The organism is Natrarchaeobaculum aegyptiacum (genome assembly GCF_002156705.1).
Classification (GTDB): domain Archaea; phylum Halobacteriota; class Halobacteria; order Halobacteriales; family Natrialbaceae; genus Natrarchaeobaculum; species Natrarchaeobaculum aegyptiacum.
On the sequence record NZ_CP019893.1, the window covers coordinates 3,146,869 to 3,164,606 of the forward strand.

At 64.9% G+C, this 17,738-nt stretch carries 20 protein-coding genes; 12 read left to right on the plus strand and 8 right to left on the minus strand.

Annotated features, from left to right (window positions below; genetic code table 11):
- The first annotated feature begins 17 nt into the window (after positions 1-17).
- Entirely contained in the window at positions 18-605 is a 588-nt protein-coding gene (locus tag B1756_RS15210) for a DUF411 domain-containing protein (protein WP_086889317.1), read from the plus strand.
- Between the two features lie 72 nt (positions 606-677).
- On the opposite strand, the gene B1756_RS15215 is transcribed toward B1756_RS15210, so the two are convergent.
- The gene (locus B1756_RS15215; RefSeq protein WP_086889318.1) at positions 678-1,355 is read right to left on the minus strand and encodes a cytochrome c biogenesis CcdA family protein; all 678 of its coding nucleotides are present in this window, start codon (positions 1,353-1,355) and stop codon (positions 678-680) included.
- Between the two features lie 56 nt (positions 1,356-1,411).
- Here B1756_RS15215 and B1756_RS15220 point away from each other — a divergent pair, with 56 nt between their 5' ends.
- The 3 genes from B1756_RS15220 (at position 1,412) to B1756_RS15230 (ending at position 3,857) form a co-directional block, all read left to right on the plus strand.
- Positions 1,412-2,164 carry an ABC transporter ATP-binding protein gene (locus B1756_RS15220; protein WP_086889319.1) on the plus strand — a complete coding sequence of 251 codons (753 nt, stop codon included), beginning with the start codon at positions 1,412-1,414 and terminating at the stop codon, positions 2,162-2,164.
- Positions 2,161-2,877 carry a heme exporter protein CcmB gene (locus B1756_RS15225; RefSeq protein WP_086889320.1) on the plus strand — a complete coding sequence of 239 codons (717 nt, stop codon included), beginning with the start codon at positions 2,161-2,163 and terminating at the stop codon, positions 2,875-2,877. Before B1756_RS15220 ends, B1756_RS15225 begins: the two co-directional genes overlap by 4 nt.
- A 344-nt stretch (positions 2,878-3,221) precedes the next feature.
- A complete protein-coding gene (locus tag B1756_RS15230; RefSeq protein ID WP_086889321.1) occupies positions 3,222-3,857 on the plus strand; it encodes a twin-arginine translocation signal domain-containing protein in 636 nt (211 codons plus the stop codon).
- A gap of 19 nt (positions 3,858-3,876) precedes the next feature.
- On the opposite strand, the gene B1756_RS15235 is transcribed toward B1756_RS15230, so the two are convergent.
- Positions 3,877-4,659 (minus strand): hypothetical protein, encoded by a 783-nt coding sequence (locus B1756_RS15235; RefSeq protein WP_186336467.1) that lies wholly within the window; start codon positions 4,657-4,659, stop codon positions 3,877-3,879.
- 223 nt (positions 4,660-4,882) lie between these two features.
- On the opposite strand from B1756_RS15235, the gene B1756_RS15240 reads away from it, so the two are divergent.
- The 3 genes from B1756_RS15240 (at position 4,883) to ccsA (ending at position 9,112) form a co-directional block, all read left to right on the plus strand.
- A complete protein-coding gene (locus tag B1756_RS15240) occupies positions 4,883-6,175 on the plus strand; it encodes a cytochrome-c peroxidase (RefSeq protein ID WP_086889322.1) in 1,293 nt (430 codons plus the stop codon).
- Positions 6,176-6,308: 133 nt separating this feature from the next.
- Positions 6,309-6,776 (plus strand): thioredoxin family protein, encoded by a 468-nt coding sequence (locus B1756_RS15245; protein WP_086889323.1) that lies wholly within the window; start codon positions 6,309-6,311, stop codon positions 6,774-6,776.
- Positions 6,773-9,112, plus strand: a complete 2,340-nt coding sequence (gene ccsA, locus B1756_RS15250; RefSeq protein ID WP_086889324.1) for a cytochrome c biogenesis protein CcsA — start codon at positions 6,773-6,775, stop codon at positions 9,110-9,112. Before B1756_RS15245 ends, ccsA begins: the two co-directional genes overlap by 4 nt.
- Before the next feature lie 56 nt (positions 9,113-9,168).
- Here the strand turns inward: ccsA and B1756_RS15255 are convergent, their stop codons facing one another.
- A complete protein-coding gene (locus B1756_RS15255; RefSeq protein ID WP_086889325.1) occupies positions 9,169-9,636 on the minus strand; it encodes a DUF7965 family protein in 468 nt (155 codons plus the stop codon).
- Positions 9,629-10,081 (minus strand): DUF2214 domain-containing protein, encoded by a 453-nt coding sequence (locus B1756_RS15260; protein WP_152031327.1) that lies wholly within the window; start codon positions 10,079-10,081, stop codon positions 9,629-9,631. The genes B1756_RS15255 and B1756_RS15260 overlap by 8 nt, the downstream gene beginning before the upstream one ends.
- 608 nt (positions 10,082-10,689) lie before the next feature.
- Between B1756_RS15260 and B1756_RS15265 the strand changes: the two genes are divergently transcribed.
- A complete protein-coding gene (locus B1756_RS15265) occupies positions 10,690-11,313 on the plus strand; it encodes a SagB/ThcOx family dehydrogenase (protein ID WP_086890215.1) in 624 nt (207 codons plus the stop codon).
- A 19-nt stretch (positions 11,314-11,332) separates the two neighbouring features.
- Here B1756_RS15265 and B1756_RS15270 read toward each other — a convergent pair whose 3' ends face one another.
- Together B1756_RS15270 and fer are read right to left on the minus strand one after the other, a co-directional pair.
- Positions 11,333-11,983 (minus strand): cytochrome b family protein, encoded by a 651-nt coding sequence (locus B1756_RS15270; protein WP_086889327.1) that lies wholly within the window; start codon positions 11,981-11,983, stop codon positions 11,333-11,335.
- 157 nt (positions 11,984-12,140) lie between these two features.
- Positions 12,141-13,370 (minus strand): ferredoxin Fer, encoded by a 1,230-nt coding sequence (fer, locus tag B1756_RS15275; protein ID WP_086889328.1) that lies wholly within the window; start codon positions 13,368-13,370, stop codon positions 12,141-12,143.
- A gap of 476 nt (positions 13,371-13,846) precedes the next feature.
- Here fer and nadE point away from each other — a divergent pair, with 476 nt between their 5' ends.
- On the plus strand, positions 13,847-14,707 hold the full coding sequence (gene nadE, locus B1756_RS15280) for an NAD(+) synthase (protein WP_086889329.1): 861 nt from the start codon (positions 13,847-13,849) through the stop codon (positions 14,705-14,707).
- An 18-nt stretch (positions 14,708-14,725) separates the two neighbouring features.
- Here nadE and B1756_RS15285 read toward each other — a convergent pair whose 3' ends face one another.
- Positions 14,726-15,193, minus strand: a complete 468-nt coding sequence (locus B1756_RS15285; protein WP_086889330.1) for a phosphopantetheine adenylyltransferase — start codon at positions 15,191-15,193, stop codon at positions 14,726-14,728.
- A gap of 106 nt (positions 15,194-15,299) precedes the next feature.
- Here B1756_RS15285 and B1756_RS15290 point away from each other — a divergent pair, with 106 nt between their 5' ends.
- Positions 15,300-15,779, plus strand: coding sequence for a pyridoxamine 5'-phosphate oxidase family protein (locus B1756_RS15290; RefSeq protein WP_086889331.1), 480 nt, complete (start codon positions 15,300-15,302; stop codon positions 15,777-15,779).
- 3 nt (positions 15,780-15,782) lie between these two features.
- On the opposite strand, the gene B1756_RS15295 is transcribed toward B1756_RS15290, so the two are convergent.
- Positions 15,783-16,232, minus strand: coding sequence for a universal stress protein (locus B1756_RS15295; protein WP_086890216.1), 450 nt, complete (start codon positions 16,230-16,232; stop codon positions 15,783-15,785).
- Between the two features lie 157 nt (positions 16,233-16,389).
- On the opposite strand from B1756_RS15295, the gene B1756_RS15300 reads away from it, so the two are divergent.
- Both B1756_RS15300 and B1756_RS15305 read left to right on the plus strand, forming a co-directional pair.
- Positions 16,390-16,791: a hypothetical protein gene (locus tag B1756_RS15300; RefSeq protein ID WP_086889332.1), complete on the plus strand. Its 402-nt coding sequence runs from the start codon at positions 16,390-16,392 to the stop codon at positions 16,789-16,791.
- A 55-nt stretch (positions 16,792-16,846) separates the two neighbouring features.
- Entirely contained in the window at positions 16,847-17,719 is an 873-nt protein-coding gene (locus B1756_RS15305; RefSeq protein WP_086889333.1) for a universal stress protein, read from the plus strand.
- Positions 17,720-17,738 lie beyond the last annotated feature (19 nt).

Sequence of the window (17,738 nt, forward strand, 5' to 3'; positions counted from 1 at the left end):
GAACGACGATCAATTTCATGAAACGCACGCGTCGCCAACTCCTCGCCGGCTCACCGGGGATCGCGACGGTCGCCGTCGCTGGCTGTCTCGAGCGGCTGGCCGACGTCGATCCGGACAGCGCAGCCGGCGTAGACTCCGGGCCACGCGATACCGGGTCTGGCACCGAATCCGACGATCACATCGCTGACTGGGCCTGGTCGGGGTCGCTCCCGATCGATTCCGCCCTGCAGTACCACGACCCCGACTGCGGCTGCTGTCACGAGTACGTCACCTATCTCGAGGAGCACGACCTCGCAGTCGACGTCGAGCCCGTCGACGACCTGCCGGCGGTCAAGACCGATCTCTCGGTCCCCGACGAGGTTCGAAGCTGTCACACGCTCGTTCTCGAAACACCCGACGGCGTCGACCGCGATCACTATCTCGTCGAGGGTCACGTCCCGCTCGAGGCGATCGAGACGCTGTACGACGACCAGCCGGCAGCCGACGGGATCGCCGTTCCGGGGATGCCCCGACACTCGCCGGGGATGGGGCCCCGTGGCGACGATCCGGTCGCGGTCTACGCCTTCTCGGCAGACGGATCGGTACTCGAGTTCGATTCGGTCTGACAGGGATTCGCTCGCTCTCGCCGTCGAACGATCGGAAACGCGCTCGGACCCGATACAGGCCGACACGGACCGCTAGAGCGCAGAGAGGAGAATACGATCGACCTCGAACAGCAACGCGACGCCGCTGACGAGCAAGACGAGGCCGACCGCGCGCCGCAAGACGTCGTCGCGACCGAGGACGCCGAGGCGATCCGCGAGCGACCGTCCGGCGACTTTTCCGCCGTAGGCGACGCCGAGCAGTGGCATCGAGAACCCCAGTCCGTAGACGAACAGGAAGAATCCGCTCTCGAGCGCCGCGCCCGTCGTCGCCGCGTACGCGAGGACGGCCCCGAGAACCGGACCGACGCAGGGCAGCCAGATGACGCCGAGGAGAACGCCGAGCAAAAACGCCGACGTGACGGGTCGTTTTCCCTCGTCGAACACGGCGGCTCGCTGTGCGGCGGTCCCGGAGAGCCGGGAGGCGTACGTCGAGTAGCGCCGGTAGAGATCCTCGTCGACCATCACGGCACCGAACGCGACGATCGCGAGGAACGCCGGGAGTCGGAGTGACTCGGGCGAGATCGAGCCGATGGTCCCCACGGCGACGCCGAGTGCCGTAAACGAGAGAAGACTCCCTGAGACGATCGCGGCCGGTCGCAATCGATGGCCGACGCTCCCAGAGAGCAACGGCGGGAGCAACGGCAGACAACACGGCGTCAGGATCGTCGCTACGCCAGCGAGAAACACCACCGAGAGCGTCGGTACCTCCATCGGTGGGTTCTTGGGAATTACAACGCTTAAGTCATGCGTCCGCTAACGCTCGAGATATGGCTGCCCTCTCCGTGTCGAATCTCTCGAAGTACTTCGGCGCTCACGTCGGCGTCGACGGTGTCTCCTTCGATCTCGAGTCGGGTGAGACGGCCGTCGTCTTCGGTGCGAACGGGGCCGGAAAGACGACGCTCATTCGGATGCTCGCGTCGCTCTCGCGGCCGTCTGAGGGGGAGATCACGATCGACGACGACTCGCTCGTCGGGAACGCCGCGATCAGGTCGAAGATCGGGGTCGTGGCCCACGAGACGATGCTCTACGAGGAACTCACCGCCCGTGAAAATCTGCGCTTTCACGCACGCTTACACGGCGTCGACGAATCCGTCTGTGACGACCTCCTCGAGACTGTCGGCCTTGCAGCACGCGGCAGCGAGCGCGTCTCCGGGTTCTCCCACGGGATGAGCAAGCGGGTCTCACTCGCCCGCGCGTTAGTTCACGATCCAGCGGTCCTCCTGTTCGACGAGCCCTACACGGGCCTCGACCAGACGTCCCTGTCGCGAATCGAATCGGTACTCACCGACCTCAAGGACCGGACCGTCTTCGCGTCGACACACGACCTCGAGCGGGGGTTCGAACTGGCAGACCGGGTGCTGTTCCTGAACGACGGCCGACTGGTCGGCGACCTCGAGGTCGAGGCCATTCCGGACGCGGCGGCCGTCGAAGAGACCTACGAAGCGCTGTGCAGAGGTCGGCCGGCCGAGCCAGCGGTCGTCGACCGGGCTGGGCCGGCCGATTCCGGGGGGACCCGATGAGTGAGCAGCGTTCCCGCAGGGGACGCGTCCGTCGGGCGATTCGGGGATACCTTCGGGTCGTCTACGAGGTCGCACGGAAGGACCTGCTGGTCGAGTCCCGGAGCAAGCAGACGCTGAACGCCGCGGTCGTCTTCGCCGCCCTCATCGTCGTCGTCTTCTCGTTCGTCTTCGGCGAGGTCGTCGGCGACCGCGAGGTTCTCGCCCGCGGTGCCCTCTGGCTCGCGGTCATCTTCGGCGGCGCCGTCGGGATGAGCCACGCCGTCGCACTCGAGGGGCGAAACGACGCGATCGCGGGCCTGTTGCTCGCCCCGGTCGACCGATCGGCGATTTACCTCGGGAAGGTCGTGAGTTCCGTGGTGCTCGTCGTCGGGATCGGCGTGCTCAGCCTCGGGTTCGTCGTCGTGTTCCTCGATTACTCGTTCGAGGGCGGCACGCTGTGGACGGTGATGGCGGTGATCGTCCTCGCGGCGATCGGGTTCAGCGCGGTGGGGGTGTTGCTCTCGATCCTGATGTTACACTCCCAGCTTCAGGAGTCGCTGTTACCCGTGTTGCTCGTCCCGCTGGTCGTGCCGATCGTCCTCGCGGGAACGGAACTGACTCGCCCGGGTTTACCACCAGGTGACGAAATCGCGTGGTTCACGATCCTCGGTTCCTACGACCTGCTGATGCTCATCGCGGGCTGGATGACCTTCGAGTTCGTCGTCGAGGAGTGAGGCGACCTGCCGTGCCGGAGTGCTGTCCATCGGTTCTGCCGTAGTAGTCCCTCGAGCGGCGGCTGTTGTCGTCACCCTGTTACGGGAGTCCGTTTCCCTTCGTCAGTGGGGCACGCCGGTCCGAATCTGACGGCGTGGCAGTAGACGGACCTCTCACGTCGCGGCGACGACGGGACTATCCACACGCATATAGATCGTGTCCCTTCATGGGGCGGGAGTTTACAACAATACTTTTGTAACAGCCGCTATCGTGCTTAAACCAGTTGTGGCCTCGACCAGTTCGACTACCACCGGTCGGGAACGACCCCGGACGTTTTTTCGGCGAGGACCGTACGACTACGACGATGACACCAGAACCCCGGACCAACCGACGACGGTTTCTCACACTCACGGCAGCCGGCACCGCAGCAGTAGCGGGGTGTACCGACGGCTCCGACCAGGAAGCCGGGCCGACCCAGCCCAGTGCGGCCGAACAGCCGGAGACGGCCCCCGATGGGACTGGCGGCGATCGAACCGTCTCGATCATCGTCCAGCCCAACCCTGGAGCGTTGCGTGAGGCCCAGCTCGAGGTCTCTACCGCACTCGAGGAGGGGGAACTCGAGCGCGAGGAGGCCGAACGCGAGCTCGCGGAGCGCGAACAGGAGTTGATCGAGGCGGCGGTCGACGACGCGCGTGCCCGGATCGATCAGGTCGGTGCCGTTCACGTCGACACCGTCGAACGCGAGGGAACGTTGCTGGTCGAGGGATCGGCGGATGCGATCCTCGATCTGCTCGAGCAGCCCTCGATCAGCGCAGTCCTCTCTCAGGAGCGATTCGAGCAGGCCGAACGGCGAGCCGGTGCCACCGGAGACGGGTCCGGCGCGACCGTCGCTCCGGATTCGGAGCTGGAGCCTGGTTCGGAGGCCGATACCGACGAAGAATCGGATTCAGACCCGGACGAAGACACAGATTCGGACTCGGACTCGAGCGACGACGACTGACACCGATCCGAAATGACGGTTACGTTCCGTCCACTGGTGCGGCCGTTTCGTTCGCACTCGTCGTCTCTGCATCCTCGGCTGCATCGGGCAGTGACACGTCGAGGTCGTCGTCGTAGCCGCCGAAAAGGGTCTCGATCGTGACGAACGCCGAACCGTCACCCTGCGTGACCTCCATCCGGAGGTCGGTCCCGTAGAGCGTGTCCGTATCGGTGTCGACGTAGACGTAGTAGACGAGTTGTTCGACACTGGTCACGGTGTGGCCGTCCTGAGTGACGCCCGCCAGGTCGTCCCACCGGTCTTCGGGGACCTCGACTTCGAACATCGTCGTCTCCGTCCCGTCGACCGTCTCCGTGCGAAGTGGGACGTACTCGTCGTCTTCGAGCGAGTCGGCGGCCGTCTCGAGGCGGTCGATCTCCGACCAGGCCTCGACGTCGTCCTCGAGCGGCGTTCGCTCCCAGTCGTCGCCGGTGGCGGTGTACTGGTAGTCCTCACGGACGTACAACTCGAGGTCGGACGTCTGCGGACCGCCGCCAACGTCCACTTCGGTGGTGCTCTCTATGTGTGCCGACTGCCCGGTGCGGTCGATCGTTCCGGACAGCGAGGTGTTCTCGACGACGGTCGGTGACTGAAGCGTCCGGTCGACCGTCACGGTGTAGGACTCGGTCTCGGCTGCAGTCTCGACGACCGCGTCGTGGTCGACCGAGGGATCGTCGTCCGTCTCGAGAGGGCCGATACCGGCACAGCCAGCGAGGAGGACGCACGCGACCGTGACCGCGACGAGCAATTGCTTCTCGGGGAACACGCGTGTTCGAGTGTCGGCTGGGCGATCCCTTAGGCGTTTCTCTCGAGCCGATCGACCGGGAATTCCGTGCTGGACTGGCTGGTCGTCGGCGAGCAGGGAGTGTCGTGGTTCGTTCGTACCGGGCGCGTCACATCGCTCGTTGGACCTCACGTGTTCGGGTCTCGTTCTAATCAGGATGGGACGACCCTGTACCTTTATGTGTCGCGGAGGGAATCGCTCTCCTATGGGTAGACGACTGCAACTACTACTGCTGATGGTGGCTGTCAGCATCCTGTTACTCGTCGCGACTGGTGCGGCGGCGGCACAGGAGGACAACGATACGGACGACCTGCCGGTCGAACCGGTCGTGGACGAACCGCATCCTGGCTACGAGTACATCGCTCAGGAAGACGATACGGAGGAGAAGATCGAACTCGGTGAACAGCTGTACTTCGACCCGCGGATCTCCGAAACCGGGACGATCTCCTGTAACACCTGTCACAACGTGATGGAAGGCGGAGACGATAGCCGTCCCGTCGCGATGGGTGTCCACGGACAGACCGGTCCGGTCGCTTCGCCGACCGTCTGGAACTCCGGGTTCCACCACACCCAGTTCTGGGACGGTCGCGCAGACACGCTCGCCGAACAGGCCGAAGGACCGATCGTCGCCGACGTCGAGATGGGGATGCCAGACCACGAGGCAGCCCTCGACCGCATTCGGGCCGTCGACGGCTACGTCGACCAGTACGAAGAGGTCTACGGCGACGAAATCGACAGCGACGACCCCGAGGATCTGATTACGATCGAGACGACGACCGACGCGATCGCCGCCTACGAGCGCACGCTCGTCACGCCGGACAGTCCGTACGACCAGTACGTCCAGGGTGACGCAGACGCGCTCGACGAACAGCAACTCGACGGGATGGAGGCGTTCGAGGAACTCGGCTGCCAGAGCTGCCACAACGGCCCGATGTTCAGCGGTCAGTGGGACGAACCCGAGTCCGGTGAGGGCTTCTACATGCCCAACCCGACGTTCGAGGAGAACGAACAGTGTCAGGAGTACGTCGAAGAGTACGACTTCATGGACCACCCCGGTCGCATGGGCGTCACTGACGACGAAGCGGACGAGTTCCACTACAAGGTGCCAACGCTGCGTAACGTCGAGCACACGGCACCGTACATGCACACCGGACAGGTCCCGACCCTCGAGGAGTCCGTCCGCGTGATGGCTGCCTGTCAGCTCGACGAGGATCCATCTGACGAGGAAGTCGAGGACATCACGGCGTTCCTGACGAGCCTGACCGGGGAATACCCGGAACAGGAGATGCCGCGACTGCCGAACCCAAGCGGTGAATCGATGGTCCCGATGGACGCGGATACTGAATTCGAAGACATCGAAGAGGAAGTCGATGACGACGAAGCAATCGACGACGACGGCGACACCATCCCCGGACTGAGTCTCGGGGCAGCGATACTGGCGCTGGCTATCGCGACGGCCACGGTGCTGATCGGATACAGTCGTCGATTCAACCAGTGAGAGCGGTCGTGGCGAGGTCTCGGTGACCCGTCGACTGACCGACCCCAGAATCGCAACCGACTGACGGACCGCCCGTCTTTTCGAACGATACTGCTTTCAGCAGGCACTCCAAACGATACTACAACGCCAACGAATGACGCCCCGGAAACTACTCACGATAGTCGTGCTCATCGCCGTCCTCGGGTTCGGCTACTACTCGATGAACGCCGCACCCGTCCTGAGTGACCACGATTACACGTACCAGGGCGGTCTCGAGTGGCACGAAGACCCTGACGAGGCGATGGCCGTCGCCCAGGCCGAGGAGAAACCGATCCTCGTCTACTACTGGACGACGTGGTGTACGTACTGTCAGGACTACGAACGAAATCACTACCAGGACGAGGACGTCCGCGACGAACTCGACGGGTACGTCCTGCTCGCGATCAATCTGGACGATCCCGGTCCTGGCGTCGAATTCGCTCGCGAACACGAGGCGAGCTATCCCCCCCAACACGTGATCATGACTGACGACGGACAACAACTGTCGCGACTCGGCGGCTTCACCGAACTGGACCGGTTCCACGCCGAACTCGAGAGTGGACTGGAGCAGTACGAGCAATGATTCCGGAGGCGCTTACGCTGGGAACAGCATTGATCGCCGTCGCGGCCTTTGCGAGTGGGCTCGCGGCAGTCATGCTCCTCTACGGCTACGTCTCCCGGTCCGAGGAGTTCCGTCGACTGACGATGGCGGCCGCGGGCGTCTCGACGCTCTCGCTCGTCGTCGCCCACGGCTACCTGACCTACCTGTTCGTCGTCGGCGATTACACCTACGCCTACGTCTGGCAGAACTCCGCAGACTACCTCTCGCTACTGTATCGCATCACCGGCGTCTACGCGAACCACGAGGGATCGATCCTCTTCTGGGCGACGCTGACAGCCGTCGTCGCGACCTGGACCGTCTACTCGAGTCACTTCGAGGGTCGGGGGTCGCGGCTGGCCCAGTCGATCTCGCTCGGGATCGTCGCGGTGTTCGCGACGATGCTCGTCTCTCAGAGCCCGTTCACACCGATCGAAGTGGCATATCCGGACACGCCGGCCGGCTTCGTGCCGCCGGACGGCGACGGGCTGAACCCGCTGCTGATCGATCCGTGGATGGCGATCCACCCGCCGATTACCTTCGCCGCGTACGCGCTGTTGATCGTCCCGTTCGCACTCGGCATCGCGCACTTCGTCTCCCAGTTCCGGGGTGAAGTCAGCGTCTTCGACGAGTGGCTCGAGAGCATGGTCCAGTGGCTCCGGGTGTCGTGGCTGCTGTTGACGGCGGCGATCGTCTTCGGCGGTATCTGGGCCTACGGCGTCCTCGGCTGGGGCGGATTCTGGTCGTGGGACCCGGTCGAGACGGCGGTTCTGATCCCGTGGCTCGGTCTCACGGCGTCGTTACACGCGATCAACCGGTACGGAAAGACGGGCGAGTATCCGATCTTCGCTCCCGCTTCGGCGGCGTTGATCTTCCCGCTGGTCATCTTTGCGACGACGGTCGTTCGGAGCGGTGTGTTCCGCAGCGTCCACTCGTTCGCCGCGGGTGGAATCGGGACCGGCATCCTGTTCTTGCTCGGCGTGACGGGAACGCTCGCAATCGTCTTGCCGTTTGGGTACTGGTTCCTGCGAGCAGAAGAGACCCAGCGACCTGCAGACGAACCCTGGCTCAGTCGGCGGACGGTCTACCACGGTGCCGTCCTCGCGTTCGGCGTCCTCGCGTTCATCTCGATCTGGGGACTGTCTTTCCCCGTTCTCCGGAGCGCAGCGACGGGCGTCGAAGTGGCCGTCGGACAGGACCACTACAACCTCTGGAGCTATCCGGTCGTCGTGCTCGGGTTACTCGCCGGTGGGCTGTACGCGCTGCTCGATCTCAGGCGGCGACGCCTCGCCATCGCGGCGACAGGGGTGGTTGCAGTGCTCACGTTCCTCGCTGCGTTCGTCACGCCGTCTGCGAACTGGTATCTGAGTGACCCGGCGGCCCACGATCCGCTCGTTTACCGGATCGTCGGCACTGCGAGCGTCCTCTCGATCGTCCCGCCCGCCGCGTTCTTCGCCGGAAGCTGGATCGCCCGCTACGTCTCTCGCATCCGCGGCGTCCCGTCACGGTGGTTCAAACTCCGCGAGACCGGTATCGTCCTGTTGCACGTCGGCGGGGCCGTCCTGATCGTCGCCGTCTCGTTCGTCTACCTCTTCTCGACGTCGGCATCGGTCGCCGTCATCGGCGTCGGAGAGGCCGCAGACAACCCCGAACCGATCGTCGAGGAGGTCCCCGACTCGGAGTACACCGTCGCGGTCTCGAACTACGAGACGACCGAAGCGCCCACGATCGAGGAGGCGGCGCGGACGCCCGCAGAGATGCTCGCCGTCAGCGAAGACGTCTCGCTCGTCAGGGGTGAGATCACGGACACCGACACCATCGAGAACACCGCGGTCGCTCGGCTCGACGACAGCGACGTCTGGCTCGCCAGTTCGGACGCCGCCGTCGACTTCGAGACCGGAACCGAAGTGATCGCCCGCGGCCCAGTGTTCGGTGGCCAGTCGCTCGAGACCGACGCCGACGCCTACGTCTACACCGATACCGATAACATGGGGACGCTCGAGGACCCACCGACGGACGTCCACGAGCCCCGGATGGTTTCCCACGAAATCGACCTCACCGTCTACGACGGTGACGAACCCGTCGCAGAGGGGACGATCGCCGAACAGGAGTACGTCAACTCCGAGATGAATACGAACGACGCCCTCATCGAGCGCGGAGTCACCGGAGACACCTACGTGGTCGGACAGGTCGACGAGGGCGGTGCGTCGATCTCGATCGACACCTATCCCCTCGCGAACCAGATCTGGCTCGGAACCGTCCTGATGATGCTCGGCATCGCGATCGTTACGATAGCCGATACGACCGTCCGTCGACGGTAGGACCCGCTCGCTCTTTTCGACTCGAGGAAGTCGATATCTACCCGGTCGTCGGTCACCTATCCATCACCTGCTCGAGTCGCCAGTCGACGGGCGAGTCGGTCACATCCCACGAAGAACACGCCGAGGAGGCCGCCGCCGATCGCACCGACGATTGTGCCGACGATTACGACGCGAGCGACCGGCACTGTCCCGGGATCGAGCTGTGCCGGCCCGGGAGCGACGAAGCCGACGATCAGCACGACCGTCAGGTAGATCAGTGCGATCATCGCACCGGCCAGTGCAGCGTCGCCAGCGACCGACCTGAGGGGTCGCGAGCGAGCGACTATTCGACCCTGTCCGGCGGCGGTGAGCGTCAACAACCAGACGTACCCGAAAAGAATCGTCGCGGGCGCGGTCCCGAGTTCGGGGAGAACAGCCGCGAGCACGTCGGTCAGCAGCGCCACGAGTAACCCGCCCAGTCCAACGATTACCAGTGCACTCGTCCCGACCGTCCAGCCCTCGAGGAGTCGGTCGGGATCAGCCATAGACGAGCACCTCCGCGAGAACGACCACGAGACCGACCGCGACGGCCGTCAGCCCGTAGAGCCACTCGAGTGTGCCGGTCGGCGTTCGGACGCCGTCCCGTCGAAGGTAGACGACGGTAAACGACCGGACGACCGAGCCGACGGCGAGCAGGACGATCACGCCGAATTTGACCGCGAGGACACCGCCACGGCGCGTTTCGAGCGGTGGCGTTCCGGTCGCAACAAGATTACCGAGCCCAGTGAAAACGAGGAGACTCACCAGTGCCCAGAACGCGGCTTCTGCCCAGGCGAGCAGCGACGTGGAGACGGTTTCCTCGAGTCGGACGGTGAGCCATAGCGTCGTCGCGCCGCCGACGAGGAGGGCGGCAGCGAACAGGTGAAGCGTCCGAATCACGAGATACTGCGTCGCGTCCATCTCGTCGTCCCGTTCACGGGGCACAGTCAAGTAGCTCCTGTTACCAGTCCGGCGTGCCACATATTCGTTCCCGACACTGATCCAGTGTGAGCGGTAGTATGGTTCGGGAACCCACACACATCATGAAATATTACTATTATAAAGGAATGACTGACACATAGAACGTGTTTATGCGTTCTTCACGTAGTGGGCAGGATTTTACAGCGTCGGCATGCCCACTATTAGCATTTATCACTCCCCACTTATCAATCACATCCGCGTCCGGTTATTATATTATGTTGTTATTATTCGTTTCGAGTATGCAAACCTGAAGGTGAGTTCGAGTGGCCGTCACCGACAGATCGTCATCGGAACCGGTCGATGACGGGCGGCGGAATCGGCAGGGCCTCGGCTCGGTGGCCGAGTGCGCCGAGGTCGAGCAGGTCGACGTCGGTCGCCGCAGCCTCGAGAACCAGTCAGGGCGGCTCACCGACGTCCGATTCGGACCTGTTCGACCTGTCGTCGACGTGAACGAGACCCGGTCGCGACATGGGCGGTCACTCTTCCGGGAGCGCCACAGCGTCGTCGACGGGTTTCGCTCGAACCATCGATTGTCGATCTGCAGCCGGTATTATCTTTCTCGCAATCGAAGTGGCGCTATGGCGACAGTCGAACTCCCCGAGCCCGACCCGGACGGGTCGACGAGCGTCGAGCGAGCGATCGCAAAACGGGCGAGTCGCCGGTCGTTCGCGCAGACGCCGGTGACACTCGAGGACGTCTCCCAGCTCCTGTGGGCGGCCCAGGGGACGACCCACGTGCGAGATGGCGTCGAGATGCGCGCTGCGCCGAGTGCCGGGGCGACGTATCCACTCACTGCGTTTCTCGAGGTCACCGAAGACGGGGCTTCACGACTGGATCCGGGCTTGTACCGGTACGATCCGGACTCTCACGCGCTCGAGACGGAACTGGAGACGTCAATTCGCGGCGAACTCACGACGGCCGCGCTCGGGCAGGACGTCGTCCGAGATGCACCGGCGACGATCGTGCTCGCGGCACACGCCGAACGCACGCGAACACAGTATCCGGACCACGGTGAGCGATACGTCCACATGGAGGCTGGCCACGCCGCGGCGAACGTCCACCTCGTCTGTGAATCACGGGAGCTGAACACCTGTCCCGTCGGGGCATTTTCCGACGCCGACGTCGCTGCCGTCCTCGGGTTGCCGGAGCGACTCGACCCGCTGTACCTGCTCCCGTTCGGTCGTCGGCCGGCCGAAACGTAACCGTATCCGACGACGCCGTTCACAGGTCGGGCGGGTACTCGCCGGTCTTCCGGTACTGGGAGACGACGACGGCGAACGCGACGACGTGGAGGAGGACGACCACGACGATCATCACCAGATAAATCAGGTGGAGCGGATCGTCCGATGGAAACCCCATCTCCTCGTACGGGCGGAGGTACGCCCGGTCGTAGCCGTGGACGGCCACCAGCCAGAAGATCACGTAGGTGCCGTGGCTCTGGTGCCACTTCCAGGCTTTCGGCCCGAGGTAGTCGTAGGCCCGATTGTTGGACGTACACGCCAGCACGATCGCGATGAGGACGGCCACGAAGGCACCGAACGCCCACGGGCTCATGTCGACGAGATACCCGACGACGTCCCAGTCACGAGCCCAGAAGACGAACAGCACGTGGATCACGGACCAGATGGCGAACCAGATCCCCAGTTCCGAGCGCCAGTTCACCGGGAAGTTCCCGGAAACGCGACGCCTGATCGACGGCCGAATGCGTACCAGCGGGCCGATGACCATCACGACGAACAGGATGAAGAAGGGGACGGCGGCGACGACTCGCTGTCCGCGGTAGCCGGCGACCCACAGCAGGACCGCGACGACGATGCTTCCGATGGCGACGCCCAGATGATGGGTGAGTTCGTTGTTGGTATCTGCCGTCATGGTGTCGTCGTGTCACTCGATTGTGGCCACACGGACATCGATCCGTCAGATAAAGCTATGCCCAGTAGGGTCCCTGGTACCGTTCCAACCGTCGACTGCAGGGCCGAACCGGACTGCGACGACGGATTCGTCCCACCAGTTCAGGCTTGGACCGCCACTAGACGACGCGATCACGCAGTTCGTCGAGGTGTTTCGCGCCGTAGACGAGCGCAATCGAGTCGCTGGCCGGCGTCCCCACGCACGTCAACCGGAACCCCTTCTCCTCGACTTCCTCCTCCGAGAGGCTCCGATTGACGTCCATTTCGATCTCCCCCTCGAGTAAGACTGCGGTACAGTTCACGCAGCCACCTGCCCGGCAGTGAAACGGCCACTCGTGGCCCGCCGCCTCTGCGGCGTCCAGCACGTACTCGTCACGCCCGACCTCGACGGTACCGCAGGCCTCATCGTCGAGATCAGCTTCGGCGGCCCGCTCGAGGAGGTCCGCGTCCTCGAGCGACCAGCCCCGTTCGTCGACGACCTGATAGTCGAGGTAGTCGACGGATACGGCCTCGGTTCGCGGCGCGCTGATCCCGATCACCGGGACGCCAGCGAAACGGACGACGCGCTCGGTCGTGCTCCCGAGGAGGTATCGTCGCAGGCCGGTCTCACCGTGGGTTCCCATCACGATACAGTCGGCGTCCTCGCCCGCGGCGGTCGAGAGAATCCCCTGGTCGACCCGACCGCTCGGGACCGAGACGTCGACGGCGTCGAGGCCCGCTTCGCGAGCGTACTCGAGTGCGTCGTCGACTGGTTCGATGCCAGCGTCTTCTCCGTCGTCGGTGTCGTACGTCTCTACCCCGTCACCGTCGCCTCCGTCGGTGACGTGGACGACGTGGAGTCGGGCGTCGGTTTCGAGTGCGAGATCGACGGCGTGGTCGAACGCCGTGGTCGCGCTGTGGCTCCCGTCGGTGGGGACCAGGATGCGTTCGAATTCGGTTTCGATGCTCGTTTCCTCGTTGACGGTCGCGACGGGAACCGACGACTCCCGCAACGTCTGTTCGGCGACGCTCCCGAGGAGGAATCGGCCGAGGCCGCTCCGTCCAGTCGTCCCCATTGCGATCAGGTCCGCGTCCCGTTCGTCAGCCGCCGCGAGAAGCTCTTCGTGGACGTTCCCCTCCTCCTCGCGTCGTTCGGTGGTCACCTCGAGACCGCGTTCCCGCGCGCGGTCAGCCAGTTCGTCGATCGCCCGTTCGACCTCGTCTTCGTCGTCGCCCCCGACGAGCCCTCGCTCGAGCACCGAGACGACGTGTATCGCCGCGTCGAATCGTTCCGCGAGCCGAATTGCGTACGTTCCGGCGGTTTCCGCGACCGGGCTTCCGTCGGTCGGGACGAGGAGCGTATCGTACATCCGCGGTCCCTACCACGGTCGGACTAAAGTAGCTACGGCCGCGTCAGCGTCCCCCCGGTTCGCTGGACACGTCGATATCGCGCACCGGCGATCGAAGCAACTGGACGCAGAGCGGTTCGAGGTGTGTCCACGGGATTGGCAACGACTGTTGGAATCGGATGGGATCTGATCGGAATCGGGATCAGGATCGGGATCGCCGGAAACCGGATGCCAGGGCCGAAAATGGGAATTCCGCATCTGGTTTCCGGTGGCTTGGGTGGGCTCGAGTACTGGACGAACGGTCGGTCATCGGTACGAGTACATAGTGTATGGCTGTGCATAAACCACAGGTACGTGAATAAACACACTGTAGCCAACCATTATATCGGGTGCCACACTCCGGTACGCCGAATGAGACGAATTCGGATCCAGACGACTGTCGACAGAAGCGTATGTAGCGTGCGTTCTAGCGTCGAACTGGCGGCCACGATCTGGGAATGACGATCGAACCGACCGTTCCACCGGTGGACGTCCCCCGCGGCACCGATGGCCTCGCGACCACGCCGGCAGCCTGCTCGTCCATCCACGAACAATCGCGAGCGTTTCTCGAGACGATGCTCACAGACGCGGGTGCCCAGCGACTCGTCGTCGGGCTTGACGGCGGCGTCGGGGCGGCGCTTTCGGCGACGCTCGCGGTGGAGGCCGTCGGCGAATCGCGAGTCACCGCGTTCGTTATGCCCGCGTACGTCAGCCACGAAGCAGTGGCCCAGACTGCGCAAGCGGTCGCCTCGACGCTCGGGATCGAACACAGTCGCCTCCAGTTGCACCCGGTGCTGGCCGCCTTCCAGGAAACGATCGCAGACTCGAGCGGGCCGGCCGAGGACCTGATCGCGACGACGAACGCCCTCTCACGGCTGCGAATGGCCTGTCTGTACTACGCGGCGAACGCGACCGACGGTCTCGTCGTCGGCGCGGCCGATCGCACCCAGTACCTGCTCGGGTCGGTGACCAAACACGGTGAGACGGGTGCTGACTGTCTCCCGCTGGCCGGCTGTTACCGGACCGAAGTTCGAGCGCTCGCCGAGGAAGTGGGACTCCCCGAGGATCTCGTGGTCGAGAGCCCCGGTTCGCCGCTGTACCCGGGCACCTCGCCGATCGGTTCCCTCGAGGTCGACGTCGAGACCGTCGATCGAATTCTCAGACGACGAATCGACGACGGGCGCGAGGTGGCGACCGTCGCCGAGGACATCGGCGTCGAGCCGTCGCTCGTCGAAAAACTCGAGTCGTGGTGCGCCCGGACGGCTCACAAACGCCGCCCACCGCGGGTTCCGTCCCCTGCAGATCCGGAGTCTCCCTGATCCGGGTCGAGACGGTGGCTACTCGAGTACCCGGCCCCGGTCGTCGACGTCGCCGCGAACGACGCGCGTCGAGGACAATCGCTCGCCGTCCTCGGCGAGCACGTAGGGGACGACGATGCCGGTCACCGGCTCGAGTCCCGCCTCGCGCCGGCGGTCGTTGATCTCCTCGAGTTCGCCGACGGTCTCCGGGGAGACCACGAGCGCGTCGAGGTCCGGGTCGGTCGAGGCGATCCCCAGCGGCGACTCGAGCGTTCGTAACTCGACGTCGCGATCCCACCGGTCGAGTCGAGACAATTCCTCGCAAACGCGTTCCCGTCGCTCCGCGAGCGGCGGGATCGGCCGCGGTTCGTGGCGCGTCTGTTCGGCGAGGTCCTCGCTCGTGAGCGCGACGACGACGCCGTCGGTGCCGACCTCGAGGGCCCGTTCGAACAGTCGACGGTGCCCGTCGTGGATCGGGCCGAAGGTGCCGGCAACAGCCACGCGCATACTGCAGTCGTCGGTCGCGAGTCCAATCAACGACGGACTTGCAGGCGCATTTACCGTCGTCGAGTGGGGATGGCTTTTTCACTGCTACCGTGGGCGAACGTACTGTATGACCATCGACGAGTTACGCGAGTTCGGGCTGGCTGAGCTGACCGACGACGAAATCACGGGGTTCCTCTCGAGTCAGCGCGTGGGTGTGCTCGCGCTCTCGGGCGGTCGCGGACCGTACGTGCTCCCGATCTCGTACGGCTACGACGGCGAGGACCGGCTCTACCTGACGTACGTTCTCGGCGGGAGCAGTCGGAAAGCGACGCTCACCGAATCGAGCGAGCGTGCACGATTCCTCGTCTTCACGGTCGACTCGCCGTACAGCTGGGAGAGCGTCCTTCTCACGGGTCGGCTCGAGCCAGTTCCCGAGGAGCGGTGGGACGACCTCGAGTCGGACCTTCCCGAAGCCTGGCGACCGGCACTGTTCGCGTCGGCGCTCGACGACCAGCAGGTTCGCGTCTACGAGTTCCGGATCGAGGAGCGGTCGGGTGTCAAACACCAGGGGCTGCCGCCGGGGCTCGAGGCCGGAGAAAACACGTAGTCGTCACTCTTCGACGGGCGTCTTCACGATCGTCACCGGTCGCTCCGCGAGCGTCGCGACCCGCTGGGCGACGCTCCCGAGCAATCGTCGGTACTCGTCGGAGCGACGTTTCGACCCGAGGACCGTCAGCCCGACGTCCTCGTCGTCGGCGTACTCGAGAATCTCCTCGTGTGGGACGCCGTGACGGACAGCTGTGACCGTCTCGACACCGGCGTCGTCGGCCTCGTCGGCGATCGCCTCGAGTGCATCCTCGCCGGCGCGTTCGAGTGCGCTCTCGAGGCCCTCGAGTTCGTGGACGTACTCGTCGCCGGGGTAGGAGCTGTATGCGTCGGCGTCGACGACGTAGAGGACGTGTAACTCGGCGTCGTACCGGGTGGCGGCGTCGATGGCGTGGCCGATCGCGCGGTCGACACCGGGGCTGACGTCCGTCGGGAGCAACAGTCGGTCGTACATACCCGACCGTTCGCTCAGGAGAGGCATAAAATTCGGGTGCGTGTCGGATCATCCCGTCGGTCGACCAGTCGCCGGTAGCGGGTTCTGGACGCCCGACGACTGCGGGTGCTGGAAGGCACCGGTACATTCATCACGCTCTCCGAACAGTCTCCGGACGATGACGAACGACCGCGACTGGGTCGGACTCCTCTTGCTGGCTGCAGCCGTGCTGGCGACGGGAATCGTCTACCTCTGGCTCGTTCCGCGGTCGGTCTCGGCAGGGGAAGACACGCTCGCCATCCGGTACCTCGTCGTGGGCTGGATTCCGTACGTCCTCGCGTGGTACCTGCTGGGACGCCGCTACACGTCCCCGGAAGCGCTACCGAACATGCGGACGGCCGACGCTGGCCTCGCGCTGGTACTCGTCTCCTTGCTCCTCAGTCTCGGACTCGACGCCTGGGGATTCACTCCCGAACAGGTGCCGGGTGCCCACGCCCTTCAGGCCATCGCGATCTTCGTCGGTCTCGCGCTCCTCGGCTGGGGGCTCGGACGCCGCTCGAGTGCGCTGGCGGCTGGCTAGTGCGAAGCGGCTGACCCCACTCGTTATGATCCTGCCCGTAGTCGTCAGGCCCACCATGTTCACGAACGTACTCGTGGCGACCGACGGGAGCCCCGGTGACGACGTCGCGATCGACCACGCGACCGAACTGGCCGACGCATACGGTGCCAGCGTGCAGGCGCTCTACGTCGTCGACGTCGGCCCGGAGCCGGCGGGACTGGATGCAGACCAGCACGAGACGCTCTACGAACCGGCCGAACGACGAGGCCGCGAGGCCACCGTCCGCGTCGAGAACCGGGCGAGCGACCGCGACCTCGAGGTGGCACGCGCCGTCCGCGAGGGTGTCCCCCACGAGGAGATTCTCGCGGCGGCCGCGGAGTACGACAGCGACCTGATCGTCGTCGGAACCCACGGCCGAACCGGCGTCGAGCGAGCCAGACTGGGAAGTACGACCGAACGCGTACTCACCCGCGCCGACGTCCCCGTGCTCTCGGTCCGACTGGACGACGACGCTGATCCACTCCCCGACGATCCGTACGATCGCATCCTGTTACCGACCGACGGTAGCGACGCAGCCGAACGCGCAGCCGAGTCCGCCCTCGACGTCGCCGAGCGATACGACGCCGACGTCCACGTCGTCTACGTGATCGACTCGTCGGTCACCGACCTCGAGGACGCCCCGCGGAGCATCCTCGGCGTCCTCCGTGAGGCTGGCGAATCGGCGACCGAAGACGTCGCAGAACTGGCGCGAGAACGAGGACTCGAGGCGTCGACCGAGGTCCGTCGAGGGCTGCCGGGGGACGAACTGCTTGCTGCCACCCAGTCGGTCGACGCCGACCTCATCGCGATGGGAACGCGTGGGCGAGTCATCGCCAGCGGTGACCTCCTCGGGAGTACGACGGCGCGAGTCGTGCGTCGGTCGCCGGTGCCGGTGCTCACGGTCGGGTGAGGAGAGCACGACGGCCACG